Origin of the sequence: Lacrimispora xylanolytica, assembly GCF_026723765.1 — a bacterium.
GTDB lineage: Bacteria > Bacillota > Clostridia > Lachnospirales > Lachnospiraceae > Lacrimispora > Lacrimispora xylanolytica.
In genome coordinates this window covers 1,475,521-1,500,685 of sequence record NZ_CP113524.1, presented here as the reverse complement: position 1 = coordinate 1,500,685, position 25,165 = coordinate 1,475,521, and the positions used below count along the sequence as shown (strand labels likewise).

Sequence of the window (25,165 nt, the reverse complement as noted above, 5' to 3'; positions counted from 1 at the left end):
TCTGCCTTTCCATGGGGATTCCTGTCATAGATAAAATACTTCCACCCGCTGCTCTTTTTTTATTCCTTCCTGATTTTGTCCCATGATGAAATAGCCGTCTGCTCTTGTTAAAGTACTGATAAGGCCGGATTTTCCGTGCACAGGCTCTGCATAATACTCCTCTTCCTTCTTTATAAGCCTTACCAGCTGACAGGTGGCCCTGCCCGGCGCTCCGGCCAGGTTGGTGGTCATTCGGGCAAAAAGGGAATGATCTTCTTTCTGATTGGTCATATGTTTATAAAGCCAAGCAACCATAAGCTCAAATACCAGTATGGCAGCCACCGGATGACCCGGCAGGCCAACGACCAAAGTACCAGTTGACGGGTCAAATCCAAAGATGGATGGCTTTCCCGGTTTTAACGCCAATCCATGAATGAGAGAATTTCCCCCTGTCACTTCATCAATGATCTGGCTGGTGGCATCTTTTTTCCCTTTGGAGCTACCACCAGATATCATGACCAGATCACTGGTCTTCATGGATTGCAGCACCTTTTCTTTTAAAGGTTCCTTATCGTCTTTCAGTACCATAACATTTAACACCTTAAGACCGTATGCTTCTGCCTTGGCACTGAGGGCGTAGGAATTAATATCTCTGATTTCTCCAGGTAACGGCTGGAGCGATGGGTGTACCAGCTCGTCTCCGGTGGAGATAATGGTTATGGTCCAAGGCTCATATACTATCACCTCTAAAACTCCAAGACTAGCCATAACACCAATCTCCTGCGGACGGATTTTGGTTCCCTTTTTTATGACCACCTCACCATGACAGATATCCTCACCCTGGGAGACCACATTCTTACCATGAGCCACGGAATCATAGACTGCCAGGTGATCTTCATCGAACAACTCACAGTATTCCTCCATGACCACGGCATCGGCTCCCTCAGGAATCATGCCTCCAGTGGGCACATATCCACAGGTTCCGGCTTTTACAATGAAATCAGACGAGCCTCCCATGGATACCTCTCCAACCACCCTAAGCAGTACGGGAAGCCCCTCCGAGGCTCCCCCAGTATCTCCTGATATTACAGCATATCCATCAACCATGGAACGGCGATAAGCTGGAACTGGCTCTTCTGCCATAATATCCTGAGCCAGTATGCGATCCAGCGATTTTAAGAGATTAAGCCGTATGCTCTTAGGTTCCTTCCCTTCCATGGCATTAACCAGTTTTTTTCTCGCAGCTTCTAAGGTATGAACCTTTAATAACTCCATTGCTTTTCATGCCTTTCCCTCATAAAATATCCCGTCTCCGTTGGAGTTCCCGAAAAGAGGAGCTTTCCGGCTTCCATCATATGAACTTCCTGGCATAGATTGTAGATATGAGTGGGCTGGTGACTTACAATCACCCAGGTGATAGGGTCTTCTGATTGAATGTCTGTAATAATGCGTTCAAATGCTCGAATGCTATCTGGGTCCATGTTTGCCATGGTCTCATCAATAAAAACCAGTTTCGGTTTAAATATGAGAGCTCTGGCAAAGGAAAGCTTCTGGCGTTCTCCACTGGAAAGGCTGGGAGCAAACTGCTCCTCTTTTCCTGTAAGGCCGCACAGATCAAGCCATTTTCCAATCACTTCTTTTGCAGGAATCTGATTTCTTATTTTTAAAGGATAGATCAGATTATGATAAACCGTGTCATGAAGCATATAGGGTCTTTGGGTAGTAAAGGTAATGTCCTTACTCCTTAGGCTGCCAAGATCAATTGTTCCCTGATCCGGTCTCATCAGTCCGGTGATGAGCTTTATCAACGTGGATTTTCCACTTCCGTTACTGCCAATCAGTCCATGTATCTTTTTTTCCTGAAATAACAGGCTCTTAATATCCAGTTGAAAGCTTTCTATTCTTTTTTCCAATTCAATAATTTTCACCATTGTTTTCGTACCTTTTTAACGTATCCATTAGTGTCTGTATGCAAAATGAAAGAAGTAACAGAACCACTCCAAGGGTAATTGCCTCACTGTAATCCCCCTTGTTCCTCATCAAAGAAATCGCAGTGGTCATGGTTCTTGTTTTATACTGAATGTTGCCTCCCACGATCATAACGGCACCTACTTCACTAATGGACCGCCCAAAGCAGGCCGCCATTGTAAAATAAATATCGTGCTTCATTTCCTTTATCAGCAAAAAAAAGGTCTGGCTTCGGCTGGCATTCATGCTGGTAGCAAATGTACGGATCTCCGATGCCACATTCTTTGCTGCTGTACACACCATTCCGCTGACAATGGGAGTAATAATGAATAACTGAGCTATGACCATGGCAGGGAAAGAAAACAACAAGGAAAGCTCTCCAAAGGGTCCTCTGCGCATGAATAGCAGGTAGACAATCAGGCCGACCACCACTGGAGGAAATCCCATAAGCGTCCGGTTGATCCTTAAAATAATTCTCTTGCCGTAAAAGTCTCTGCTTTCTAATATAAGTCCCAGGGGAATCCCAATAAGAGCAGAAAGAAAAGTGGAAACAAGCCCCAGCCTCATAGTCAGCCATATGATATCCATGGTTTCCCGATTAAGAGTCACATTCATCTGCTCCTTTACTCATTGGCCCCTGCATTGGGAGTAAATAAGGACTGTCCATATTCATCCATTCCATAGCTTCCAATGAGCTTTTGGGTATCTTCCGACAGAATCCAGTCTACAAAATCCTTTGCTCCCTCCTCATTGATCTTGGAATTCTGCTTAGGATTTACCGCAATGACTCCATAATAATTAAGAAGCTGGGTATCCTTTTCACAGATGATATCCATGGAAGTTTTCTCTTTGGTAGTCAGCCAGGTGGCACGGTCAGATAAGGTATAGGCACCTTTTTCATCTGCCATGAGAAGCGTCGCTCCCATTCCCTGACCAGAGCTTAGATAATTGGGATTCTGATCGGGTGTAAGATTTAAGGATTTCCAAATAGAAAGCTCTTTTGTATTGGTACCCGAATCATCTCCTCTGGAAACAAAGGGATACTGATTGTCGAAAATAGCCTGGAACGTTGTCTTAACGTCTTCATTAGGCTCTATCTTTCCAGTTCGTCCTACCACCACAAAATCATTATACATGACATCGTATCGTTTTACACCATACCCAGCTTTGATGAATTCCTCTTCTTTGGCCTTGGCATGAACAAGAAGAACATCTGCCTCACCGCTTTCTCCCATTTTTAATGCTTCCCCGGTGCCAACCGCTACAGTATCCACTTCCCAGCCTGTCTTTTTTGTAAAATCAGGAAGAATCACATCTAAAAGCCCGGAGTCCTGGGTACTTGTGGTCGTGGATAGGATAATTTTACCTTTTACCGGGACTGCCTCATTACTCTTACCTGCTGCAGTGGTTGTTACAGGCTGGGTCTGCGCTGTTGTTTCTGAGGTTTTGACAGTGTTGCATCCCATTAATAAGATACATGCCATAAGACTTAATAATATCATTCGTACATCTTTCATCGTTTGTTCCATCCTATCCTTTTATAATTATTAATTGCTTTGAGACTTCCTTTTCCTTATCCGCCAATCTGGGACATATACTCCTGCTCATAGTACTCCGGGTACTGGGGAGTATGAAAGCTGTGTCCATCCGGCTTTCCATAAATACCAAGTGCAATGGCCCGTTCTAAGGTAACATCACTGGTTTCTCGTCTTAATATGGATTTTAAATCCCAGCCTTTTTCATATTGAAGGCAGGTCTTTAAATACCCGTCCGCGGTCAGTCGAATCCGGTTGCATTCGTTACAGAATTTATGAGACATGGCACTGATAAACCCGATGGAACCAACAAATCCTGGTAAGGAATAGTAATTGGCTGGGCCGCCCCCTTTTGCAGAAGAAATGGGAGTCATCTCTCCGTAGGTGTGAGTGATCAGGGCGCGAAGCTCCTCTTCTTTACAGAAGGTATAATTCCTACCTAATCCTATGGGCATCATCTCGATAAACCTTACACTTAACCGATTTCTTCTGGCAAGTCCCGCAAGGCCTTTTATATCTTCTTTTGATGTATCAGCCATGGGAACACAGTTGATCTTAACCTGTAATTCGTTGTACTTAACCGCTTCTTCTATGGCAGAGTACACCTGATGAAAGCAATCTCTTCTAGTAATTTCCTTGTATCGGTCTGAGGTTAAGGTGTCAAGACTGATATTTACCCCGTCTAATCCTGCTTCAATAAGGCCGGGAAGGTGCTCCATTAATAGTGCTCCATTGGTAGTCAGGGTAACACGGCTGATTCCTTCCAACCGTTTCATCTCTCCCACCAGGGAAATGATATCCTTACTGACGAGTGGTTCCCCGCCTGTAATCTTCACATGCTTAATTCCCAATCGGGCAAAGCAGCGGCATAGCCTGATGATTTCTTCAAAAGTCAATATCTCGCTCTTTGGAAGAAAGACAGCACCGTCTTTTGGCATACAGTATACGCAGGCGAGGTTACACCTGTCTGTGACTGATATTCTTATGTAATTGATGTCTCTTTTGAATTGATCTATCATTTCTTATCCTTTTAAGCTTGCACCGATACTAAAACAGTGGCATAACTGGCAATGTCTTTACTTACCGTATCAAAGGTATCAAACCGGCAGGTATCTTCCATGGATCTTGATATTTTCGTCAATCCCTTTCCCAATCCCACCTCAATAAAACGTTTGGTACCTGACTGAGAGAGAAGGGAAATTGATTTACCCCATTTCATGGTGCTATACATATTCCGTATCAATTCCTCCGAAAGATCTTTCGCTGTCCATCGAATGCTCTGATCAATACTGGATATCACGGGAATGGCAGAATCAACCATTTTGATTTTTTCTACACTGACGGATAAATCTCTCTCCTTTGTATGGTAAAGAGGAGTATGGAATGCAAATTTAGAATCAATGGCATAGATATTAAGAGCACCTCTTTCTGCTGCCATCTCACAAACAGACCGGATCGCACTTTCATATCCTGAGATTCCAAAACAATAGGGATTATTTTCGCAGGCTATAAATACCCTATCCTCACAATGGCTATCCTTTATGATCTGAAAAAGTGCCTCCTTCTCAAACCCGATGATGGTAGCCATACCTTCTTTTTTACTTTCCTTTTGATTGATTTCATATAGCAAAAAAGCCCCATCTTCAAATGAAATGGCATGACTGCAGGCCAGTGCTGTTATGAGCCCCATACTGTATCCGATGAGATAGTCCGGCACCACGCCCTGAGAGGCATACCACTGGTAGATCACATAGTCACAGGTGTAGATGGATAGCCAGTTATAAAAATTGTTTACGGTATCCAGAGGATTACCATCTAAGTAGGAATCAATATCAAGCTCATATCTGTCTTTTAATAAGGCGGAAAGCTGACGGATTTTTTCTCTTTCCTCTCCTGGAAGCTTTTGAATTGCCTTTCGATAATCCGTACCGATTCCTGCAAACATCATTGCCATACTGGTTTTCTTTAAAAGGTTACGTTCCATAAGTGTCTCCTATATCTTTATGATTCCGTTTGGTCTTAAAATAGATCTTATTGGTCCGCTTGTCCCATAGAAACCAGCTGACGGAAGATAAAATAATAGCTGTGATACACATTGATAACAGTTTGATTCCTTTTAACAACACTTCCACACTCCTCTCCAATTAAAAGTGGTTCCTCTATCCTATTTCCCGGTATAAATAAAATGCTTCCGCATAGGCCGTATTGACTTCCGCTCCCCGATATCCTGCCACCAGTCTGCTGGTATCCAGGGTTCTTGTCTGGGCATTGTTTTCTGTGGAATAAACAGAAAGAGCCTCCAGCTTATCCTCTATCTCGTGACTGATATCTACATAGTAATTGGGATTAAACTTTTGGGTGGAAGCAAATATTTCATAAAACAATACTTTCTTTAAAAAGGGAGTTTTTGACGGACGGCACCAGACCATGGCTGCCTGAGAAACAATACGGTGGTCTGAATTCATATCAGCATCATAATGACAGTACAGAACTTCCGGCTTTATTTCATAGATAATGCGCTCCAGAGATGTTACGATATCAAGCTGCGGAATGGTATCTAACATGATGAGGGGATGGTCTGCGAAAAATATCGCCTGTATTCCCAGCACATCTGCAGCTTTTTTTGCATGAGCTTTTCTTGTGTTCATAATCGCCTCATCAAAGCGCTTGGAATCTTTAGAACTGATAAATACCACATAGACCTGGTCTCCTGCTTTTGTATGCTTTTTAATGGTTCCTCCGCATCCTAACACTTCATCATCAATATGGGATGCTATGACCAGTACTTTCATCCTTTCGTTCCTCTCTTTCGTGATTCATAATAATTTTCCAGTATTTGATTCATGGACTTTGATGCCTGAAAATTTATCTTAAGCCCAGCCTTTCCTGCACAAATGACGGAAGGCGCTTCCTCCTTATCTACCTTTAAGATCAGCGAAGATTTGGAGCCGCACAGAGTAAGAATTTTAGTAACCAGCTGAAGCATGGTCATAGAATCCTCTGGGGCCAGGTTATAAATCCCACTGCCGGAACATTCAAGGCATTGAATGATGGCTTTTGCAAAATCATCTACATCAAGTAACTGAATGGTTTTAGAAGGAGCTACAGAAAGCTCCAAAGCCTCGTGATTCAACGCCCGCTCAAAAAACAGAGGAACTGCCGCAATATTCCTTTGTCCGGCTCCGGATATGTTGACAGGACGAAGAATGATCAGCTTCTTATGGGGAATCAGCTTCTGGCAGAGAAGCTCTGCTTCATATTTTGTCTTAGCGTAATTTCCCATAGGAGCGATGGGAGATTCCTCTGTGATAACTTCATCATCCCTTGCATAAACCGCAGCAGTGGAAATATAAATAAACTTAGAAAATCCGCAGGACTCAATGAGATTTCTTGTTCCTTCCACATTGATCTGATGGAAGATATGACTGTCAATATCTGCACCAATGGTAGTACGGTTTAGTGCCGCCAGATGAATGATTGCATCAAACTCCTGATTCAGCTGAAATTTCTTTGTAATATCAACCGAGTAGTATTCGTCAAGGTTATAAGGAGAAGACGGTTCCATTCCCAGTCCATAGATTTTATGATCCAGTGTCTTGAGTCTGGAAAAAAGATACCCACCCACAAATCCATTGACGCCTGTGATCAGCACTTTCATATAATTTCCTCCCCATATGCAATTGCAATCAGATAATCTTCTCTTTTGATCCATTGAATCTTTAACACTCTACCGTAACATTCAAAAGACTGTATGGCGTCTGAAGAAACCTCTTCTACCGGAAGTGATATCTCACCTAAATCAGCGGTAAGACCAAATGAGAGAGCCTTTGTGATCGCTTCTTTCATGACCCAGGTTCTGCAAAACATCTCATACTTTTCTCCTGGCAAAAGTCTCTCATAAGAGGCAAACTCTTTCCCGGAATAAATCCCCTCCAGATTCTTATACTTTCTTTTTTGTAAGGAATGGGCTGTTTCTATATCTATGCCTATCTCCCGGTTCTTATCAGCAATCAGGACAAGATAATTTTCGCTGTGGGATAGATTGAATGTCAAATCAGTGACAGGCTCTAAAACATAGGGCTTTCCGTAGGAATTTCTGCAAAACCGGAGCGTATCAGGGGAACAGCTTAAAAAACTGCTTATTATCATTCTGGTCAGGGAACGCCGGAGCATTGCCCTGTTTCTTGACCTTGGAATCGTAATTTGATCTAACTGTTCTTTCTCTTCTTTTAATAAATAAGCTTCAAAAGGGATTTCACTTACTTTTCTGCACCTGTCTAAGTCTGCCAGATACACATGTTCCTTTATCAGAACCACCGCACCACGTTCCACCAGAGTAAAAAGTCCATACATACCGGCTAAAACCGCTTTATCAGTTCTGAAATAGCCTCTTCCTTACGGGTATCCGCCTTATTGGAATCAAAGTGATTCTTATTTGCTATCTCAATTAAAATCATTTTTATAATAAAGCTCTGAGAGGAGATATCCCCGGTCTCTGATATCTTATAGATATCAATGGGTTCTATTGCATGTGACTTAATCCTTAAAACCGTTTCCTCTGTGGTATTATTTCTTGAAGCATACAGTATCAGATTTTTCATGCTGCCTCCTGCTCTTAATTCCAAAAACCTTTGAAATAGCGCTGATCCATTCCATCTCTTAATTTTTTCCAATACTCCACATGATTGACATACCAATCCACTGTCTTTGAAAGCCCGGAAGTGATATCAAATTGGGGCTGCCAGCCAAGAGCCCTTAGTTTATCCGTATTTAAGCTGTAGCGAAGATCGTGGCCCGGTCTGTCATTGACATAGCGAATCAGGGATTCGTCTTTTCCCATAAGAGTCAGAATTCGTTTTGTCAGATCCAGATTTGTGACTTCCTGGGCACCACCTACATTATACACTTCTCCACTTCTGCCTTCTTTTATTACCTGATAAATCCCGCTGCAATGATCTTTTACATAAAGCCAGTCTCTGATCTGACTGCCGTCACCAAATACGGGAACCGGAATTCCTTCGTAAAGATTGGTGATAAAAAGGGGAATAACCTTTTCCGGATATGCAAAGGGTCCGTAGGTATTGGAAGCTCGTGTAATGCAGACAGGAAGTCCATAAGTAGCAAAATAGCTGTATGCCAGACGATCTCCTCCTGTCTTTGAGGCAGAATAGGGATTTCTTGGCTTTAATTCTGAGGTCTCATAAAAACTTCCCTCCTGAATCTGTCCATACACCTCATCTGTTGAGATCTGAATAAACTTTTCAAGGGTCTCCCGGTTCTTTAAGGCATGCTCAAGGAGTACATACACCCCGATCACATCCGTCATTAAAAAGTCCTGTGTGTTTCCAATGGAGCGGTCCACCGCAACCTCTGCTGCAAAATTGACCACTACATGAATCCCCTCCATCAGTGTCTCTACCAGATTGGAATCACAGATATCTCCTTTTACAAACTCAAAATCTTCCCGGTCTATGACATCTGCCAGATTGTCCATATTACCGGAATAGGTAAGCTTATCCAGTACAGTCACATGAATATCCTTTTCCTTCTCATATAAATACTTCACGAAGTTTGAACCGATAAATCCGGCACCGCCAGTAACTAAATATTTTCTCATCTTCATTCTCCTTCGTATTTTCTATATAATATGCTGGCATTATGGCCTCCAAAACCGAAGGAGTTAGAGATTGCCACGTTCACCGCTTTTTGGATAGGAACATTGGGTACGTAATTCAAATCCAGTTCCGGGTCCGGCTCTTTATAATTAATGGTGGGGGTTATGATGCCCCTATCCATTGTTAAAACCGTAACAATTCCCTCGATAACTCCGGAAGCCCCCACGGTATGACCAATCATGGATTTGGTTGAGGATACGCAAAGCTTATCCGCATGGGGTCCAAAGCAGGATTTAATTGCCATGGTCTCGTATTTATCATTTAAATAGGTGGAGGTGCCATGGGCGTTGATATAATCAATATCTTCCGGCTTCACTCCTGCCTGTTCCATAGAAAGCTGCATGGTCTTTGCCATCATCACACCATCTGCTTCCGGTGCAGTGATATCTCCTGCATCGCTTGTAATGGCACAGCCACCTACCTCTGCATAGATTCTGGCTCCCCGTTTCTTTGCATGCTCCTCGGATTCTAAGATCATGATACCAGCCCCTTCTCCCATTACAAATCCATCCCGGTTTTTGGAGAACGGACAGCAGGCCGTTTTGGGCGTTTCATTCCTTACGGAAAGAGTCATGATCTGATTAAAGCCCCTGATATAGTCTTTTTGAATGTGGGAATCGCCCCCCCCTGTAATGACCACATCAGCAAGGCCTGACTGAATCAGCTGCTGCCCCAGTGCAATTGCATAGGCAGATGAAGCACAGGCAGTGGATACATTAAAATTGGGTCCTTTCAGCCCATAGCGGATGGAGATCCAGGCGCTGGGAGCATTGGGCATGGATTTCACAATGCTGTTACTTTCTGATTGTTCTTTTTCCACATCACCGTAAGCAGTGGTTACAATTCCCAAGATTACGGCCACCCGGCTTCTGTCACAGGCTTCAAAATCAATGAAACTGTCTTTGACCGCCTCATCTGCCGCAACCAACGCCATCTGGGTCAAGCGGGTCATCTTGCCTCGTTCTCTCTTTTTTATCAGCTCTTTTGCCTTTTCTAAAAAGCTGTCATCTACCTGAGCCCCGATCTGCGTCTCTAATTCAGACGGATCGAACAGCGTGATCTGCTTTACTCCAGAAGCCCCCTTTATCATGTTACAAAAGCTTTCTTCCATGGTATTTCCTAAAGCATTTATCATTCCCATACCTGTAATAACGGTCTTTTTTTCTTTCATGGATACCCCCTAATGTTCACCATATACCTTTAAATCTGCCGGAAGAAACAACGGATCCAATGACTTTTTATATTCTGCATTTAAGGTTTCTAAAAGCTTTTCCTCTTTTAATTCCTTATAAAGAGCTTTTAATGAAGCAGACAGGCCTAAGACTTCCTCTACGCTCTCCTGAACCTGCTTATTATCTAAGAGAGGGTCTTCCATGTACCGCGCAATTTCATTCAGCAGAAAGGCAAGAAATCTTATCCCATATTTTTCATAACACTCTTCCCTGCTTCCAGTAAATGCAGGATCTCTCTTACGGGAATCTTCCAGGGATAAAAGTCCCTCTCCCCTTCTTCCCTCTTTCCCCTGCTTCATGAGATCAGAAATTTCTAAAAGAAGAGGCTTATAAAGGGTTGAATGGAGTTTGTCCGGCAGATTGGTCAGACACTGTGAAATAACTGGAAAACCGGTGGAATCCACCATTTCAAATATTCCAAATAAAAGTACCTGCTTTGTAATCTGGTCAAGCTCATTTAAGGACAATTCTCCGTCTAAAGATAGCTTATAGGCGTATGCGGCCAGTGAGATTAAAAGCTTTGATAGCACCAGACGGTTTTCTCCTCTTAATACCAAAGGTTTTCTGCCAGTCACTAAAAGAAATTTAACCATTTCCGTTACCGTATCCTCACTTGTATCAGGGCCTGCATTTACTTCTGCTGTGGAAATTAATTTTAATGGATAAAAATAGTGAAGTCCCAGGCATCGCTCTTTTTCCTTTACACCATAAAATACATCTGTTACGTCAAGAGAAGAAGAATTAGTTGCAAAAATACAAGTGTTTTTCGCAATCCCTTCCAAGCTTTGAAAGATATCCTGCTTTACAGCTAAATCTTCGATTACAGTCTCTATAATTACATCACAACCAGCTAAGTCAGCCAGCTTGTCTGTAATGATAGGAGTTTCTTTTCCCATAAGCCCTGGGTCTCTTTTTAATATCTTCCGGGTTTTCTTCGTGATCTTTTCTATTTGCTCCGGGTTCCTGGATACCAGTATGACTTGGCAATCATACTCCATGAAGGAATAGAAAAGATCCTGTCCCATTCTTCCTGATCCAACAATTCCTATTGTCATTCTTATCCTATTCTACCAGCAGGTCACTTCCATATTTCAGGCGATATTCGTCTCCCGCAACTTTACTGGTTTTATATAATTTTCCAACCTGCTCATAAAATTTCGCTTCCGGCAGCACGGTCTCCACGACTGCATTGGTTAAATTGTAGTAATCCAGGTTGTGGTTTATAATGTCCTTTTTCATAGTCTCATAAAGGTCTGTTCCAGGAAATGGAGTCAGCACCGTAAATCCGGCATGATAGATGGGATTGTCGCTTACAAACTGTGCCACCCGGTCAAAGTCTGATTCCACGTATTCCGGTCTTACTATGTAGTTGCCGTTGACTAAGATACCAAGGCTGTTTAAGAACTTTAAGGCACCGGAAATGTTCTCGATGGTGTTTTGCTTATTATAAGCTTCCAGTTCTTCATTGCTGGTGGCTTCTAATCCACAGATTGTGATTCGAAGTCCTGCTTTAACGGCAAGCTCAATAATATCCGGATGCCTGATGACTGTATCCGTCCGCACATCTGCCAGATAATAATGATGGTTTAATCCTTCCTCGATAATTCTGGTAAATAAAAGTCTGGCTTTTTTAATATCACCGAAGGTATTGGCATCGCAGAAACGGATAATAGGATATTCATCCATTGTCTTTAATTCCCGGATAATGCATTCCACATCTTTATGAAAATACCGTCCGCCTGTGGTCTGCCATATGCTGCAAAAGTTACATTTGTGGGTGCAGCCCTGGGAAGTGCTGATATAGTGAATCTTCTTCCCCATCTGACGAATGGTATAATTATATTTATCTGTCAGCTTCCGGTTCGGCATAACTGTATCCAGAATATGCTGCTCCTTAATATCCTCGGTGCTAAGACTGCAAATGGACTGGGTATAGAAAAGGCTGGTCCCTTTATTAAGCCCAAGTCCTGGAATTCTACTGAAATCGGCCAGCCAGCCATCTGCCTTAAACATCTCTATCATCTTTTTAAAGCTGTATTTTCCAATTCCAACGGTAACAAGATCGGCCTTGGAGCCTGCAAAGGAATCTGGGCAGAGGGTTGGGTGTATGCCACCTACCATGGTTAAGATGCTCTTGTCATACTCCTTTGTGATATTTAAGATTTTCAGTACGGAATTATACTGGGCAGTAATGCAGGTAACTCCCACGAAATCAGGGGAAAACCGTTTTAATTCTTCTGCATACACCTGGGCAAAATCATATCCCGGAATATTATCTTCTTCTGTTTTTTGATCCAGAATCACCACTTCATCGTCAGGTACCATGCTCGCCAGCTCATTTAAAGCAAGAGGCGGTCCCACCATGACTCTTCTCCCAAAAGATTTTCTTACGGCGTCATCAGCAAAATCAAACATGCGGAAAACTCTGGGAATGGGAGGATTTACCAATAGTATTTTCATTCCTTGTTCCTCACTTTATATTTTTCTTAGTGTAAAACCTGCCTGCATGAATTTACTTACCTCCATGACAAAGCTGAAAATAAGATCCCCGCTCTCATAGGTTTCTTCCTTTAACAGATTGTCAATGGAAATTAGAGCAGCGGGAGGTCCTGCATATCCAACATCTTCGATGGCACTGTAAAACTGGTCTTTGCGGATCCCGAGGCCCAAACATTCTTCGATAATCAGCTCTCTCACAAACTTTGAAGGCATATTTACCACAAAATGCTTTAAGTCTTTTAAATCAATGTTTTTTTCATTTAACATACGAACCAGAGCATTGTAGAAGATGGATTTCCCATTTTCTTCCATGGCATAATCCCTCATTTCATTTAAATAAATCTGACGGATATGATGGTAGCCGTTCTCATAATCCTCCCTTGGATTGGTCCAGTGATAGGGATAGCTGTTTCCCATGGCTGAGAGCTTCTTACTTCCCGTGGATTCAAAATAGGTATCTTCCAGATAAAGCCCTTCCTTTTCATCCTTTGCCGCTGTAAATACCATGGCGCCTGCCCCATCACAAAGATACCAGCGCAGGAAGATGTCTTCTTTGGTAATCAGGGTCTGATTATAAAATTCCGGAATAAAGCAGGAACTTGCTACACTGGAGGAGATCACAAGAGCATTTTTATATTCCCCTGAGGCCAGCATGACGTGGGCCAGCTTAATTGCTTTGTAGATGGAGGTACAGTTGGAATGAATGTGAATTTCTCCGCACATATCAATCCCCAGTTCTTCCTGTATTCTTGTTGTAATGGGCGGAATCTGGTGGGAATAAGCACCACCGTATATTAAGAGATCAATATCCTTTGCCAAAACACCAGCTTCCTCCATGGCCTTTTTAGCTGCTTTGACAGACATTGTTAAGTTGTCGTCGGTAAATGTCCTTGTCTCATTGTCAAAGGCATAGTAGCAGTGATTGATCCCAAGCATTTCTTTAATAATAGGCTGGACTCTTCCTGCCCAGTTTTTAATCTTTTTAGGCGCCTCCTTAAATTCTCCCAGATAATCATTGATTTGGTCAAAATCAATGGGATTTCCCGGAAGGTATGTACCTGCGCCGGATAATTTTACATTGATAGCCATCGGATGGACTCCCCTCTCTAAGTAAAATAGTATTCTTTAAACCCATCCAAGAAACGAAACCGATTGGCAAAATTATAATCACATCGATGTTCCTTGATAAAAGCAATGAGCTTTCTTGCATAATCTAACGAGCTTTTTCTCGGTACCAGAAGATCGACCATTCCCAGCTTGTCCGCTTCCTGGGAATCAATGAGACTTCCCTTTACAATCATTTCATAGGCATGAAAAAAACCTGCTTCTTCCGAAAGCCTTAAAGTTCCGTTTACCCCAGGAAGAAGTCCAAAGGTTGATTCCGGCAATCCAAGCCTGGCACCTGACTCACAAATTCTTATATGGGAAGATAACGCCAGCTCAAATCCAGATCCAATGCAGAAACCTCCTATAGCACTTACCACAGGAATCTCCATATGAAACAGCTTTTTAAAGCTTTCTTTACAATCCACATACCATTTTGGATAATGAGTTACCACTTCATCTTCCACTGTGGTATGAGAGCTGATAAAATCTAACAGCTCTCCCACATCTGCCCCAGAGCTAAAATGCCTTCCGCTTCCATATATTATGATTCCAGATGCACTTGTGGTCAGAGCATATTCCTCTATGACCTTTGAAATCTCTATCAGAAACTGGGACTGCATTTTATTGGCTGGAGGCATATTAATGCAGATATATGCAATTCCTTCCGATTCTTCGTAAATAATCGTCTCAAATTTATGTCTCATCACTTTGTATCTTCCTCAGTTTTTATAAGTGCCAGTTTACAAAAATAACCAGTCTCAGGATCGGTGGTTAATATGGTTCCTGACAGGCAGCAATCTTTGTAGGCATTCATACAGCTTTTAATTCCATGAAGCTGCTCTTTCGTCCGCTCCAGAGTCAGGTTTAACATTTCTGTTTCCAATTCTTTATAGAAGCTTTCGTTCCTTAGTATTGTATTGGCAAATCCATGATTGATAAGTTCTTCACAATTCATAATCCGGGCTTCTTTACCAAATGAAGCTTTGGGAGCGAATAGAAGCTTTAAAAAATGAACACCTCTCAAATGCTTTGGATCATACCGCATAGCTCCCTTTTCACAGAGAAAGCACAAATCAAATACATACAGCTTTTCGCAAAGACTCATGGAAAACTCACAATCAATGACTAAAACAGATATGATATAAGGATCAAAAAGAACCTTTTTTATCTCTAGAAAATCACTGCCCGATATGTCACTGAAGCAGTCCTCTTTTAAGTGCAGGATAATGATGTTATGCTCTCCTGTCTCAATCACTCCGCTTACAAATGGTTCCAGATCCCTTTTGTTCCTGATCTGGCAGATTAACATATGGTTATCCATCAAATCATTCCCCCTTGTGGGCTATGACTGGTTCTTCGGCTGAAAACACCTCTCTGATATGGGGAGGTATATCATATACAATCCGATCCTCTGACACAAGAAGCATTTTTACCTTTGCTTTCATCATGGTGGTTTTCTGACCCTCACATACCGCTTTATGGTCGGATACAATATAATTGCTTTCTATCCAGTAACGGCTGTTTATCACAAACCGGTCAAACAGCCGCAATTCTTTGATATATTTGACATTTACCTCTATGACAACCGGATATAGCTTCTCCCGTTCTAAGTCCTCCATCATGGAAAACTCCCGAAAGAAATTCCAGCGCACGGTCTCTAAATAATTTAAATAAACAGAATTATTTACATGTTTGAAAGAATCCAGCTCATGCCCCTGAACTTCAAACCAACACTGATTGGTTAAAATAATATCATCTCCTGTCCAGTCAGATATCCATGGCCCTTATAAGTTCGCCAAAGTATCTGCTTTCTTTCTCGTACACGGGCCAGTAATCAGACCCCGGCTGATCCATTATGTGATCAAAGCATTCCATTTGTCTGGCCGAACAGCGTTTTGCCAGTCCTTCCACCAGTTCCACTGCTTTAAAAAACGCTTCTTTCTTTCCCGTGGTCTCATCCACCAGCCCCAGGCGCAGTGCCTCCTGAGCGTGAATCATATCTCCGGATAAAATCAGCTTTTTTGCTGCCCTTTGCCCGATTAGCTTCGGAAGTCTGATCGTTCCGCCAAACCCAGGTAACAAGCCCAGAGTGACCTCTGGAAAAGAAAATAAAGCGGATTCAGACGCCAGGCGGTAATTGCAGCTAAGAGCAATTTCAAGACCGGCACCAAAGCAGGCACCTTCAATGGCTGCCACTGTGATAAGAGGCAGTTCTTCTATGTAGGATAAGATTTTCTTTCCTTCATTCAGTTCCTCTTCCAGTATTTCCGGGCAGTGCTTATACCCTTTGATCCGCTCCACATTGGCACCCTTGCTGAAATTCCTTCCGTTCCCTGTTATAATCAGTCCCTGAAAGGAATTTCGCTGGAGCCACTGTTTAAGCTCTGTAAGATCCAGAAAAACGGCATGATCCACCAGATTATCTCTTCCGTTATGAAGTCTCAACACTCCGATGTTTTCTCCCACCGTATCATATTCCACCATGGGCGACGATACTCTGTTCATGTTTATCATACCTCTACGATATCATTTTCCTTTTCATAAACCAGATAGGCTGTCTCAACCACCTCTTTGATGGTGTTTGCCGGATTCTTAAGCAAATATTTCCCAATGTTCTGCATCTGGATGTTTAAACTGTATTTCTTCTTTAACTGCTCGATCATCTCTACAAACATCAGGGAATCACCATCTAAATCATCAATGACAGATAGGTCCTCTTTCAGCTCACTGATGGAAACCTCACACTCATCAGCTAAAAATGAGTACACCATGTCCTTAATTTCTTTTTTTGTTTCTTCATTTAATTGTCTCATATGATATCTCCTTTGTTCTTTCTCATTCTTTAATATTTTTTAGAAATAAGTAAAGGCAGCTGCTTAGAATAACCGCAATCACCAGAAAACCAACGAGTTCAGATATATCTGTCGCAACTCCATTGATTGACTGATTGATGAACATGGCAATGATCACGATGACAAGTACCATCTGCTTAATCACCATAACCGGTGCTAAGAGGTAGCCAAACTTATTTTTCTTCATAAGTAAAATGCCTGCCAGTATTCCTGTGGGAAGGAGGATGGCCAGGTCTAAAGCCTGAATCACCAGTGTGGTGTAATGCTCCAGTTCACCTGGAACTTCCTGTTTGACCAGGGGAACACAAATCCGTTTTAACCACATCATGCAAGCCAATGCTGCCGTTATAATGAGGATAATTCCTACAAACTTTTCAGGAAATCCTTTGTCTAATCTGGACTGTATATCTTCTTCCCATAAAGACAAAAACGTCAGTATAAAAGCGAAAAAGCAGGCCGACAACAATGCCACATAGACTAAAAACAGTCCATTATACATGGCTCCAAAGGAGTAAGTCGTATACGTATAGAGAAGGTATCCTAAAAGCCCAAGCAGAAGAAATCTGCCTTTTAGAGAACCTTTTCCTGCAAGAAGGACCGACCACAGTAGTGTGGGAACTCCTAAAACAAGGGTTATCAAATCCTGAGCTCTTGCCTGCAATGCCATGGATACAGACTCATTCTTATAAAGTCCCTGTCCATACGCCATCACCAGATCTTGATGGATGGAACGTAAGGGTATCTCTTTTCCTCCACCCCGTAAGAAAACGCCTGAGGCAGCGGCAATTCCAGCCAGTATAACAATTAATATGGTTAAGAAACTGATCGACTTTCTATATCTCATGATTCTTCCTATTCGTTTTCATAGATTTACTGTTTTCATATCCGAGTTCAAAGGCTTTTAAATTGATGTCCACCAATTTTTCCTTTACTGCTTCCTTTATGGCTGTACGCCATTTTTCTTCCTCTATGCTAGTAATAGCTGCCAATGCCCCGATGAGGACCACGTTAACCGTCTTTTGATTTCCGGCTTCTTTTGCATAGGTAAGGGCATCAATGATCTTATAATGGATTGGTAAGGCTTGAAACCGCTCCTCCAAATCCTCTGGATACTCCGCTGCGCCGGTGATTACAGGCATAGGGTCAATCCGTTGGCTGCTTGTAATTAAGGTTCCGCCCGGCTTTAGCCATTCCACATATCTGGCGCCTTCCAGCATCTCAAAGGCAAGAATGATATCTGCAGTTCCTTTCTCTATAATGGGAGAATGAATCTTTTCACCAAACCTCACATATGTAACTACACTTCCGCCTCTTTGAGACATGCCGTGCACTTCAGAGACTTTCACATCCAGTCCGCTGTTTTGAGCCATCTTACCAAGAATTCTGCTGGCCAGCACAGCTCCCTGACCTCCAACTGCTGATAACAATATATTCATCTCAAATCCCCCTCATCTTACGCCTCTTTTTTAATGGCATCGAATTTGCAGATTCTGGTGCAAAGCTCGCATCCAACACAAAGCTCTTTTTTTATCTCTGCCCTGCTGTGGGAAAAAGAAATGGCAGGACAACCAATCTTCATGCATGCCTTGCACCCTTTGCATTCCTTGATGCTCAGAGGCTTATGGATCAAAGAGGAGTTTTTAAGGAGGACACAGGGACGCTTCGTTATGATTACCGAAGGCTCTTCCGCTTGAGTCTCTTCTATGACGATTCGCTCCAGCTCCGTGATATCATGGGCGTCTACGGTCTGGATCCGTTTGATTCCAATGGCCTTTGCCAGAGCTACAAAATCAACCGCCTGACTTTTCTCCCCCCGAATGGTACAGCCAGTTCCTGGGTGATCCTGGTGTCCGGTCATTGCAGTGGTGGAATTATCAAGTATGATGACCGTAGTATTACCCTGGTTATATACCACATCAATCAGACCTGTAATGCCGGAATGAACAAACGTGGAATCTCCTATCACCGCAACCGTTCTTTTTGAAAATTCTTTTCCTCTTGCCTTTTCAAACCCAAAGGCCATACCAATGCTGGCTCCCATACAGATGGAAGTATCCATAGAGCTTAAAGGTGCAAAAGCCGCCAGAGTATAACAGCCGATATCTCCCGAGACATGAAGCTTTAGTTTATTTAAGACATAGAACACCCCTCTGTGATGACAGCCTGGACAGAGAACCGGAGGTCTTACAGGAATATCCTTTGTAAGCTCTGATGTCACTCCATCAATCCTTTCCTTAAGCACGGCGGCACGGATGATTTCCTGATTTAACTCTCCAATAACAGGAATCACGTCTTTGCCAATGACTGAAAGCCCCCAGGATTTAATCTTCTCTTCTATTATGGGTTCCAGTTCTTCAATGACATAGACGGTCTTACAGCTCCTTATAAATTCCGTAATCTTCTTTCTGGGAAGAGGATAAGAAAGGCCCAGTTTTAAATAGGAAGCTTCCGGAAGCACCTCCTTGGAATATTGATACGCTATGCCGTTTGTAATAATTCCAATGTCCCTGCTCTGATACTCCACTGTATTAAGCTCTGTGGTCTCAGCAAATGCCTCCAGCTTTCTTAACCGCTCTTCTGCTACCACTCGTCTCTTTTTTGCTACTGCCGGAGCCACGATGTACTTATTGGGATTCTTATCATACTCCTTTAACTGGAAGGGTACTTGATCGAGAAGCTCCACCATGCTTTGTGAATGGGAGATTCTCGTATTTAACCTTAAGATGACCGGGGTGTCAAAGGTCTCACTGATTTCCAGCCCGATACCCACAAAATCCTTACATTCCTGGCTGTCGGAAGGCTCCAGAATGGGAACCTTTGCCGCCATTCCAAAATATCTTGTATCCTGCTCATTCTGAGAGCTGTGCTGACTTGGATCATCTGCGACTGCAAGGAGCAGACCGGCATTTACACCCGGATAAGAGATGGACATCAGGGCATCAGCCGCAACATTCAGTCCCACATGCTTCATGGATACAATGGTTCTGGCTCCTGCGATGGAAGCCCCGATCCCTACTTCTAAGGCTACTTTTTCATTGGGAGACCATTCTGTATTAATGGATTCATACTTTTTAATATTCTCTGTAATTTCCGTACTGGGTGTTCCCGGATAGGCAGATGCAACTGTCACTCCATACTCAAAAGCACCTCTTGCAACCGCTTCATTTCCTAAGAGTATATGTTTCATATGTATTTCATTTCCTTTCGAAATGTTCCTGGAGATTATAAATGTCATTTACCACCTTTTGAAAATGGTTTTCCCGTTCCGTGCTGTCCACACCGGCTTCTTCCATGGAAAAATCAACAGATACCCCATCGTCATTCACTTCAAAGGAAAAGCTGCCTGTAGGTGTATAAGGACCGTTTAAGATTAGGAAGGAAATCTTTTTATAACGATCACATTCTATGATTTTATAATCTGCCTTGATGGTTCTTGTGGGAGGGCCATTCATCTCTTGCAAAAACAGGGCTCCAGCTCCAATTGACTCCTCTGACGGATACTCAACAGATTTTACACCAGGCCGCCATTTTTTATTATTTCTACCATCTAATATAAATTCAAATATTTCTTCTATTTTTCCGTGTAACACGACACTTGCGTTTGCATATGCCACCGCGCTATCTCCTTTATCATTGGAATTAAAAAACTTCATTATCCCCTATGACCAGATTACAGGTATCTCCAAGAGAAACCGGGGCCTTTGACAGAGGATCATATGCTATTAAGTTGCTGTATTCTGCGCTTTTACAGTATCCAGCACGACTAAAATAATCTGCATAAATGGTAGAGCTTAACACGTTAATGAGAGAAACCGATTCTTTTATGGTTCCTGCCGCCTTCAATAATTCGAAAAAGACAGTCTCATTCTCTGCTTCTACATCAAGGATATGGATCCGTTTAAAAGGCTGGTAGTACTTATACACCACATATCCCTTCACCCTTCCATGCTCCTGATAGATAAATATTTTATAATCTCCAGAAGGACGTCTTAAATATCGCCAGGAAAAGTAATCTGCCTCTTTAATAATGGAAAATGATCTTCCAGAGGAGATTTTAAAGGCAAATTCAGTAAAAGCCTCTTTCCACAACGGAAAATTAAGAGAGGTCATGAGAGTAATCCTCTCATCCTCTAACTGAGTTACGCTCTCATCTTCTAATATCTTTTTTTCCAGATAGAAATTTGGAGGAAATGTAGTCCACCCCACTCTTCGATGTCCCGGAAGAGAGCTTTCATTTGGCAATCCAACTAAAATCTGTATTCCCATTTCACCGACCGCTGAAAGTACATACCGCCCAAGCTTTGTAAACAAATGGCATCCCTGATATTCTGGCGTGACAAACACATTGTTGCATAGTCCGCTCTTTACCAGATTCCCTTGAAACACAGCCTGGCTTTGCAGAATACAATATCCTGCGCACAAGGTATCCTGTTCAAAGGCTCCATAGACAAGATTACGGGGATCAAAGATCCATTCATAATCCCGCATTTCAAAGGACCGGCTAAATGCATGCTCCCAGCCATGTACAAACTTAAGCTTTTGTGAATCTTCCATTAACAATCTAAATTCCACGGCATTTACCTCACCTTATTGGTTTTACCCAAGTTATTTTTTAGCTTCCAGGTTCTTTGCCAGCTCAGCAAATGTCATGGTCTTCTCCACTTCTTCATCCTCAATATCCATATCCAGTGTTCCGCTCAGTTCAATAATGAACTGAACCAGGTTCATGGAATCAAATCTCTTAGCTTCTTCCAATCTGGAGGTGGACAGAATATCGTCATCCTCAAAAATATCAGTAGCAAGTGTCATAATAATATCTAACATGGTTTCATTCCCCTTTATCTTCTCCGCTTATTTGATATCATGTTCTTTCTTTAAATAGCATCCTCCCCAGGAAAGACCGCCTCCAAAGGCTGCAAGAAATACATGATTTTCTTTTTTCGCTTCTTCCGACTCCAGATATTCGCTTAAGGCAATGAGAACGGAAGCACCGGCTGTGTTCGCATATTTGTCCACATTGATAAAGAACTTCTCATCAGAAACGTCTGTGCGTCTGGCAATTTCTTTGATAATGTTTAAATTGGCCTGATGGGTGATGACCCTGTCCGCCGCCACCTCATTCCTCTTAGAAAGGAGTCCAATCAGCTCGCTTCCCTTCTCGCAGGCAAAACGGTACACAGTTTGTCCCTCCATGGAAAAATAATAATCACGCTCCTTTTTAACGTTGGCTGCCGGAAGCATACTTCCTCCTGCCGGAACCTGAATCACATCACAGCCGCTTCCATCGGAAAAAAGCAGGATGTCTTTTAGTTCAAAAGCTCCATGACCGGATAAAAGAACGGCTGCTGCCCCGTCCCCAAAATAAGGAAACGTAGCAATATCCTTTGGATTTAATAACTTGCTGTATACCTCTGAAGCCACCACGATTACATTCTTCGCCCCGTCATTTATGAGAGAAGAAGCAATCTTTAGTCCGTAGATTCCTCCGCTGCAGACTGAATTAATATCAAATGCATAGGCATTTTTAAACCCGCACATTTCCTGTATCCTGGTAGCAGTGGCAGGCTGTATCCGGTCAGGGGATGATGTTGCACAAATAAGAACATCAACCTCTGCGGGATTCATCCCGGTCTTACGTAAAAGCTCTTTCACCGCCAAAGCTCCAAGATCCGAAGTGCACTCATCTGTCACGTGCCTTCTTGTCTTAATCCCAGCTTTTTCTTCAATGAGCTGCCGGTATTTTGGCGGAAACTGGGTCAAGTCATCATTGAATATCTCATTGGCAGGCAGATACTGCGCCGTATTTACGATAAAAGCCATAATCCATCTCCCTTAAGTATGTTCAGAACAATTGAAATTCCTGGTCTAATTCATCTACTACCTTCTGAAATCCAGGGGATTCTAAAAAAGACTTGCGATATTTGGATAAATTCTTTTTCATGGTATCATCTTCAATTACCTGAAGAATCAGTGCCTTTAAGTTATCCTTCTGGAACGCTTCTGTATTTGCCATAAAAAGCTTACCGCAGCCATCTGCTTCCACCACTCTTCCATTGCTGGCCTGCTCTGCATGACCAGGGCATATAATGAGGGGTGTTTCATAAAGAATGGAATCACTGATGCTGTTAAACCCACCGTGGGATATGAATAATACAGACCGTTTTAATACTTTGCGGTATTCCTCCAGGCTTAGATTCTCATAAACCGTTACGTGATCCGGTAAGTTTTCTTCATTTACTTTATTATTCTTGTTGCCGCCAAAGGATACCACCACCTGATATCCTAAGTCTTTGGAAGCATCAATGCAGATATCCCAATAGGTATGGCTGAAACATATGGTACCAAGGCTGATGAATATAGTATCTTTTTTTTCCGTGAGATCTTCTTTGTCCACAAAAGCAGGGCCTACGAATTTAACATTGGAGGGATACTTATACCCGCCGGGATGAAAATCCTTGGAGGTCACTACCATCGTAAATTTCCCTTCCGGCTCCATGATATTCCATGGCTTATCAACCACCTTGCCATACTGCTTTTCCAACCGCTTTATAATGGTGTTAAACTTCATGATATAGGGAATGGAGACCGCTGCACTTTTTACCAGGCTCATGGTAAAGGCAGGTGTTTCTTTCATCATGATCTTATCTCCCATGAAGCTGCTTACAAAATACACATAAGGAATATGAAAGTATCTGGCAGCAATCTTGCTCCAGATGGCCAGGGTATCGCATATAATAAGATCCGGCTTCTCTTTTTCCACTTCTTTCATCATGAAGGGGAGGAGCTTCTCTGTAAATGTATAAAATACATAAAGCAGATTCATAAACTGTGACTGAAGCTTCTCATCTGCCGCAAGCTTATTATAATAATGATAGAAATCATCGGGGTATTTCCTCAAATCCACCCCATCCATCTGGTCAAACTTATGGAAATACTGCTCAAAGGTATAATAAATCAGGTTCACATTACGCTGGGATAATTCTTTACACAGGTTGAGCTGCGGGTTTACGTGCCCGGATACCGGAAGACTGATAAACATGATCTTTTTCAATTTCCTTTTTCTCCTTCTCTTCTAACTCTTTCATCAATACAGTTGCCTCAAATAACTGTTCAAAGGTTCCCGCATCGGTCCATTTGGAAGTTAAAATCCCATAGGTAAGCTGTCCCTGTTCTGCATAGTGGTGGAGAACATCCGTGGTTTCATATTCATTTCTTGAGCTTAGCTTCATCTGCTTTAACAGCTCAAATACCTCTGGCTTAAAGATCCATAAGCCGGTGTTGACGTAATTGGAGAAAGGTTCTTTGGGCTTTTCCACCAGCCTGGTGATTTTATTTTTCTTAAATTCCACCACTCCGTAAAGTTTTGGATTATCCGACTGGGTAATAAGAATCTTGGCACTGAACTCTTTTTTCTCAGATTCAAACTCTTTTACAAATGATGTTAAATCTTCCGTCACAATATTGTCACCAAGAATGACCATAAACTCATCACCTCTAACAAATTCTTCTGCGCACAATAAAGCTGCTCCGGTTCCTTCGTTGCCTTCCTGAATCTCATAATGAAGCTTGACGCCAAACTCTTCGCCTGTTTTTAAAAGCTTGTAAAAATGCCCTAGATATTCTCCGCTCGTTACGATGAGGATATCTTTGATTCCCACTTTAGCCAGGGTCTCTATGGGGTAATAGATCATAGGCTTTTTATAAACTGGAAGCAAATGCTTGTTGGTAATGATCGTTAACGGATTCAGACGCGTTCCATGACCGCCTGCTAAAATAACACCTCTCATAATCAGCACCTCTCTACTTATGTAATTTTTTGTTTCTCTCAAGTTCTTTTTTTATTTGCTTTTTTAACACAGAATATCTCCAATTCATAAAAGCCAGATGATTGGGAACCAAGCAATAAACATAATATTTATGCAGAAACTTATTTTTACCAGATAGAATATGAATGTTTTCCAATATGACACCGCCATCAGCAGGATGTAAATTAAAATATGCCTTTCCTCTCATGGGGCCGCCATCTCCCTTAAGGACAATTGATTTTTCCTTTATCACTTCTGTTACCTTCAATCTGTAATAGAATAAAGGCATGGTAAAGCAGATGGTTCCAATGCAGCCTGGCTCCAGCTGTTTCCGGTCAAAACTGATCCAAAGAACTGGCATAAAGTCAAACCATTTATGGAACTTTTCTCTGTCATACACATGATAAAATACTAAGCCTGCCTGATCCTCCGAAATGGGAATAAAAACCTGCGACCGTATCTCTATTTTCTCTTTATTATCTAACCAACCCATGGGTTATCCGCCTCTGTGAA

Annotated in this window: 31 protein-coding genes; all 31 read right to left on the bottom strand. The window is 42.3% G+C overall.

Annotated elements, in window-relative coordinates; translation table 11 throughout:
- Positions 1-24: 24 nt before the first annotated feature.
- The 31 genes from OW255_RS07165 to OW255_RS07015 all read right to left on the bottom strand — a co-directional run bounded on the left by OW255_RS07165 (position 25) and on the right by OW255_RS07015 (position 25,145).
- The gene (locus OW255_RS07165) at positions 25-1,254 is read right to left on the bottom strand and encodes a molybdopterin molybdotransferase MoeA (RefSeq protein ID WP_268116154.1); all 1,230 of its coding nucleotides are present in this window, start codon (positions 1,252-1,254) and stop codon (positions 25-27) included.
- Entirely contained in the window at positions 1,242-1,910 is a 669-nt protein-coding gene (locus OW255_RS07160) for an ATP-binding cassette domain-containing protein (RefSeq protein WP_268116152.1), read from the bottom strand. Before OW255_RS07160 ends, OW255_RS07165 begins: the two co-directional genes overlap by 13 nt.
- Entirely contained in the window at positions 1,894-2,556 is a 663-nt protein-coding gene (locus OW255_RS07155) for an ABC transporter permease (protein ID WP_268116150.1), read from the bottom strand. Before OW255_RS07155 ends, OW255_RS07160 begins: the two co-directional genes overlap by 17 nt.
- Positions 2,557-2,570: 14 nt before the next feature.
- Positions 2,571-3,464: an ABC transporter substrate-binding protein gene (locus OW255_RS07150; protein WP_268116149.1), complete on the bottom strand. Its 894-nt coding sequence runs from the start codon at positions 3,462-3,464 to the stop codon at positions 2,571-2,573.
- Between the two features lie 56 nt (positions 3,465-3,520).
- Positions 3,521-4,501 (bottom strand): GTP 3',8-cyclase MoaA, encoded by a 981-nt coding sequence (gene moaA / locus OW255_RS07145; RefSeq protein ID WP_268116148.1) that lies wholly within the window; start codon positions 4,499-4,501, stop codon positions 3,521-3,523.
- Between the two features lie 11 nt (positions 4,502-4,512).
- A complete protein-coding gene (locus OW255_RS07140; protein ID WP_268116147.1) occupies positions 4,513-5,466 on the bottom strand; it encodes an ACP S-malonyltransferase in 954 nt (317 codons plus the stop codon).
- Positions 5,456-5,614: a hypothetical protein gene (locus OW255_RS07135; RefSeq protein WP_155857733.1), complete on the bottom strand. Its 159-nt coding sequence runs from the start codon at positions 5,612-5,614 to the stop codon at positions 5,456-5,458. The genes OW255_RS07140 and OW255_RS07135 overlap by 11 nt, the downstream gene beginning before the upstream one ends.
- Before the next feature lie 27 nt (positions 5,615-5,641).
- The gene (locus tag OW255_RS07130; RefSeq protein ID WP_024836614.1) at positions 5,642-6,274 is read right to left on the bottom strand and encodes a PIG-L deacetylase family protein; all 633 of its coding nucleotides are present in this window, start codon (positions 6,272-6,274) and stop codon (positions 5,642-5,644) included.
- Positions 6,271-7,140 carry an NAD-dependent epimerase/dehydratase family protein gene (locus OW255_RS07125; protein ID WP_268116145.1) on the bottom strand — a complete coding sequence of 290 codons (870 nt, stop codon included), beginning with the start codon at positions 7,138-7,140 and terminating at the stop codon, positions 6,271-6,273. Before OW255_RS07125 ends, OW255_RS07130 begins: the two co-directional genes overlap by 4 nt.
- Positions 7,137-7,835 carry a 4'-phosphopantetheinyl transferase family protein gene (locus OW255_RS07120; RefSeq protein WP_024836616.1) on the bottom strand — a complete coding sequence of 233 codons (699 nt, stop codon included), beginning with the start codon at positions 7,833-7,835 and terminating at the stop codon, positions 7,137-7,139. Before OW255_RS07120 ends, OW255_RS07125 begins: the two co-directional genes overlap by 4 nt.
- A 5-nt stretch (positions 7,836-7,840) precedes the next feature.
- The gene (locus OW255_RS07115) at positions 7,841-8,083 is read right to left on the bottom strand and encodes a hypothetical protein (RefSeq protein ID WP_268116143.1); all 243 of its coding nucleotides are present in this window, start codon (positions 8,081-8,083) and stop codon (positions 7,841-7,843) included.
- A gap of 14 nt (positions 8,084-8,097) precedes the next feature.
- Positions 8,098-9,099, bottom strand: coding sequence for a dTDP-glucose 4,6-dehydratase (rfbB, locus tag OW255_RS07110; RefSeq protein ID WP_268116142.1), 1,002 nt, complete (start codon positions 9,097-9,099; stop codon positions 8,098-8,100).
- A gap of 2 nt (positions 9,100-9,101) precedes the next feature.
- Entirely contained in the window at positions 9,102-10,328 is a 1,227-nt protein-coding gene (locus tag OW255_RS07105; protein ID WP_268116141.1) for a beta-ketoacyl-[acyl-carrier-protein] synthase family protein, read from the bottom strand.
- Positions 10,329-10,337: 9 nt separating this feature from the next.
- A complete protein-coding gene (locus OW255_RS07100; RefSeq protein WP_268116140.1) occupies positions 10,338-11,444 on the bottom strand; it encodes a 3-hydroxyacyl-CoA dehydrogenase family protein in 1,107 nt (368 codons plus the stop codon).
- Positions 11,445-11,451: 7 nt separating this feature from the next.
- On the bottom strand, positions 11,452-12,849 hold the full coding sequence (locus OW255_RS07095) for a B12-binding domain-containing radical SAM protein (RefSeq protein WP_268116139.1): 1,398 nt from the start codon (positions 12,847-12,849) through the stop codon (positions 11,452-11,454).
- 15 nt (positions 12,850-12,864) lie between these two features.
- Entirely contained in the window at positions 12,865-13,977 is a 1,113-nt protein-coding gene (locus OW255_RS07090) for a 3-oxoacyl-ACP synthase III family protein (RefSeq protein ID WP_024836622.1), read from the bottom strand.
- A gap of 17 nt (positions 13,978-13,994) precedes the next feature.
- Positions 13,995-14,699 carry an enoyl-CoA hydratase/isomerase family protein gene (locus OW255_RS07085; protein WP_268116582.1) on the bottom strand — a complete coding sequence of 235 codons (705 nt, stop codon included), beginning with the start codon at positions 14,697-14,699 and terminating at the stop codon, positions 13,995-13,997.
- The gene (locus tag OW255_RS07080; protein ID WP_268116138.1) at positions 14,699-15,316 is read right to left on the bottom strand and encodes a hypothetical protein; all 618 of its coding nucleotides are present in this window, start codon (positions 15,314-15,316) and stop codon (positions 14,699-14,701) included. The genes OW255_RS07085 and OW255_RS07080 overlap by 1 nt, the downstream gene beginning before the upstream one ends.
- Positions 15,317-15,320: 4 nt before the next feature.
- Positions 15,321-15,701 (bottom strand): acyl-CoA thioesterase, encoded by a 381-nt coding sequence (locus tag OW255_RS07075; RefSeq protein ID WP_326498157.1) that lies wholly within the window; start codon positions 15,699-15,701, stop codon positions 15,321-15,323.
- A 61-nt stretch (positions 15,702-15,762) separates the two neighbouring features.
- Entirely contained in the window at positions 15,763-16,500 is a 738-nt protein-coding gene (locus OW255_RS07070) for an enoyl-CoA hydratase/isomerase family protein (RefSeq protein ID WP_197029658.1), read from the bottom strand.
- 5 nt (positions 16,501-16,505) lie between these two features.
- The gene (locus tag OW255_RS07065; RefSeq protein WP_024836627.1) at positions 16,506-16,808 is read right to left on the bottom strand and encodes an acyl carrier protein; all 303 of its coding nucleotides are present in this window, start codon (positions 16,806-16,808) and stop codon (positions 16,506-16,508) included.
- Between the two features lie 22 nt (positions 16,809-16,830).
- Positions 16,831-17,691, bottom strand: coding sequence for a hypothetical protein (locus OW255_RS07060; RefSeq protein WP_024836628.1), 861 nt, complete (start codon positions 17,689-17,691; stop codon positions 16,831-16,833).
- Positions 17,681-18,283: an indolepyruvate oxidoreductase subunit beta gene (locus OW255_RS07055; RefSeq protein WP_024836629.1), complete on the bottom strand. Its 603-nt coding sequence runs from the start codon at positions 18,281-18,283 to the stop codon at positions 17,681-17,683. The genes OW255_RS07060 and OW255_RS07055 overlap by 11 nt, the downstream gene beginning before the upstream one ends.
- Before the next feature lie 17 nt (positions 18,284-18,300).
- A complete protein-coding gene (gene iorA / locus OW255_RS07050; RefSeq protein WP_334308254.1) occupies positions 18,301-20,040 on the bottom strand; it encodes an indolepyruvate ferredoxin oxidoreductase subunit alpha in 1,740 nt (579 codons plus the stop codon).
- 1 nt (position 20,041) lies between these two features.
- Positions 20,042-20,461: an SRPBCC family protein gene (locus OW255_RS07045; RefSeq protein WP_155857735.1), complete on the bottom strand. Its 420-nt coding sequence runs from the start codon at positions 20,459-20,461 to the stop codon at positions 20,042-20,044.
- Between the two features lie 25 nt (positions 20,462-20,486).
- A complete protein-coding gene (locus OW255_RS07040) occupies positions 20,487-21,419 on the bottom strand; it encodes a GNAT family N-acetyltransferase (RefSeq protein ID WP_268116134.1) in 933 nt (310 codons plus the stop codon).
- Between the two features lie 33 nt (positions 21,420-21,452).
- On the bottom strand, positions 21,453-21,671 hold the full coding sequence (locus OW255_RS07035; RefSeq protein ID WP_268116133.1) for a hypothetical protein: 219 nt from the start codon (positions 21,669-21,671) through the stop codon (positions 21,453-21,455).
- Positions 21,672-21,698: 27 nt separating this feature from the next.
- Complete coding sequence (locus tag OW255_RS07030; RefSeq protein WP_268116132.1) at positions 21,699-22,667, bottom strand: 3-oxoacyl-ACP synthase III family protein; 969 nt, start codon at positions 22,665-22,667, stop codon at positions 21,699-21,701.
- Between the two features lie 22 nt (positions 22,668-22,689).
- Positions 22,690-23,898, bottom strand: a complete 1,209-nt coding sequence (locus OW255_RS07025; protein ID WP_268116131.1) for a nucleotide disphospho-sugar-binding domain-containing protein — start codon at positions 23,896-23,898, stop codon at positions 22,690-22,692.
- Positions 23,831-24,634, bottom strand: coding sequence for a sugar phosphate nucleotidyltransferase (locus OW255_RS07020; RefSeq protein ID WP_024836636.1), 804 nt, complete (start codon positions 24,632-24,634; stop codon positions 23,831-23,833). Before OW255_RS07020 ends, OW255_RS07025 begins: the two co-directional genes overlap by 68 nt.
- Before the next feature lie 13 nt (positions 24,635-24,647).
- Positions 24,648-25,145: a hypothetical protein gene (locus OW255_RS07015; protein ID WP_268116130.1), complete on the bottom strand. Its 498-nt coding sequence runs from the start codon at positions 25,143-25,145 to the stop codon at positions 24,648-24,650.
- Positions 25,146-25,165 lie beyond the last annotated feature (20 nt).

Coding starts and splice junctions, on each gene's coding strand:
- OW255_RS07140 (WP_268116147.1), bottom strand. CDS start 5,466: ATGGAACGTAACCTTTTAAAGAAAACCAGTATGGCAATGATGTTTGCA.
- OW255_RS07030 (WP_268116132.1), bottom strand. CDS start 22,667: ATGGCTTTTATCGTAAATACGGCGCAGTATCTGCCTGCCAATGAGATA.
- OW255_RS07070 (WP_197029658.1), bottom strand. CDS start 16,500: ATGAACAGAGTATCGTCGCCCATGGTGGAATATGATACGGTGGGAGAA.
- OW255_RS07100 (WP_268116140.1), bottom strand. CDS start 11,444: ATGACAATAGGAATTGTTGGATCAGGAAGAATGGGACAGGATCTTTTC.
- OW255_RS07035 (WP_268116133.1), bottom strand. CDS start 21,671: ATGTTAGATATTATTATGACACTTGCTACTGATATTTTTGAGGATGAC.
- OW255_RS07115 (WP_268116143.1), bottom strand. CDS start 8,083: ATGAAAAATCTGATACTGTATGCTTCAAGAAATAATACCACAGAGGAA.
- OW255_RS07150 (WP_268116149.1), bottom strand. CDS start 3,464: ATGAAAGATGTACGAATGATATTATTAAGTCTTATGGCATGTATCTTA.
- OW255_RS07055 (WP_024836629.1), bottom strand. CDS start 18,283: ATGAATATATTGTTATCAGCAGTTGGAGGTCAGGGAGCTGTGCTGGCC.
- OW255_RS07095 (WP_268116139.1), bottom strand. CDS start 12,849: ATGAAAATACTATTGGTAAATCCTCCCATTCCCAGAGTTTTCCGCATG.
- OW255_RS07065 (WP_024836627.1), bottom strand. CDS start 16,808: ATGAGACAATTAAATGAAGAAACAAAAAAAGAAATTAAGGACATGGTG.
- OW255_RS07105 (WP_268116141.1), bottom strand. CDS start 10,328: ATGAAAGAAAAAAAGACCGTTATTACAGGTATGGGAATGATAAATGCT.
- OW255_RS07130 (WP_024836614.1), bottom strand. CDS start 6,274: ATGAAAGTACTGGTCATAGCATCCCATATTGATGATGAAGTGTTAGGA.
- OW255_RS07015 (WP_268116130.1), bottom strand. CDS start 25,145: ATGGGTTGGTTAGATAATAAAGAGAAAATAGAGATACGGTCGCAGGTT.
- OW255_RS07125 (WP_268116145.1), bottom strand. CDS start 7,140: ATGAAAGTGCTGATCACAGGCGTCAATGGATTTGTGGGTGGGTATCTT.
- rfbB (WP_268116142.1), bottom strand. CDS start 9,099: ATGAGAAAATATTTAGTTACTGGCGGTGCCGGATTTATCGGTTCAAAC.
- OW255_RS07165 (WP_268116154.1), bottom strand. CDS start 1,254: ATGGAGTTATTAAAGGTTCATACCTTAGAAGCTGCGAGAAAAAAACTG.
- moaA (WP_268116148.1), bottom strand. CDS start 4,501: ATGATAGATCAATTCAAAAGAGACATCAATTACATAAGAATATCAGTC.
- OW255_RS07060 (WP_024836628.1), bottom strand. CDS start 17,691: ATGAGATATAGAAAGTCGATCAGTTTCTTAACCATATTAATTGTTATA.
- OW255_RS07085 (WP_268116582.1), bottom strand. CDS start 14,699: ATGAGACATAAATTTGAGACGATTATTTACGAAGAATCGGAAGGAATT.
- OW255_RS07090 (WP_024836622.1), bottom strand. CDS start 13,977: ATGGCTATCAATGTAAAATTATCCGGCGCAGGTACATACCTTCCGGGA.
- OW255_RS07120 (WP_024836616.1), bottom strand. CDS start 7,835: ATGTATGGACTTTTTACTCTGGTGGAACGTGGTGCGGTGGTTCTGATA.
- OW255_RS07160 (WP_268116152.1), bottom strand. CDS start 1,910: ATGGTGAAAATTATTGAATTGGAAAAAAGAATAGAAAGCTTTCAACTG.
- OW255_RS07020 (WP_024836636.1), bottom strand. CDS start 24,634: ATGAGAGGTGTTATTTTAGCAGGCGGTCATGGAACGCGTCTGAATCCG.
- OW255_RS07080 (WP_268116138.1), bottom strand. CDS start 15,316: ATGGATAACCATATGTTAATCTGCCAGATCAGGAACAAAAGGGATCTG.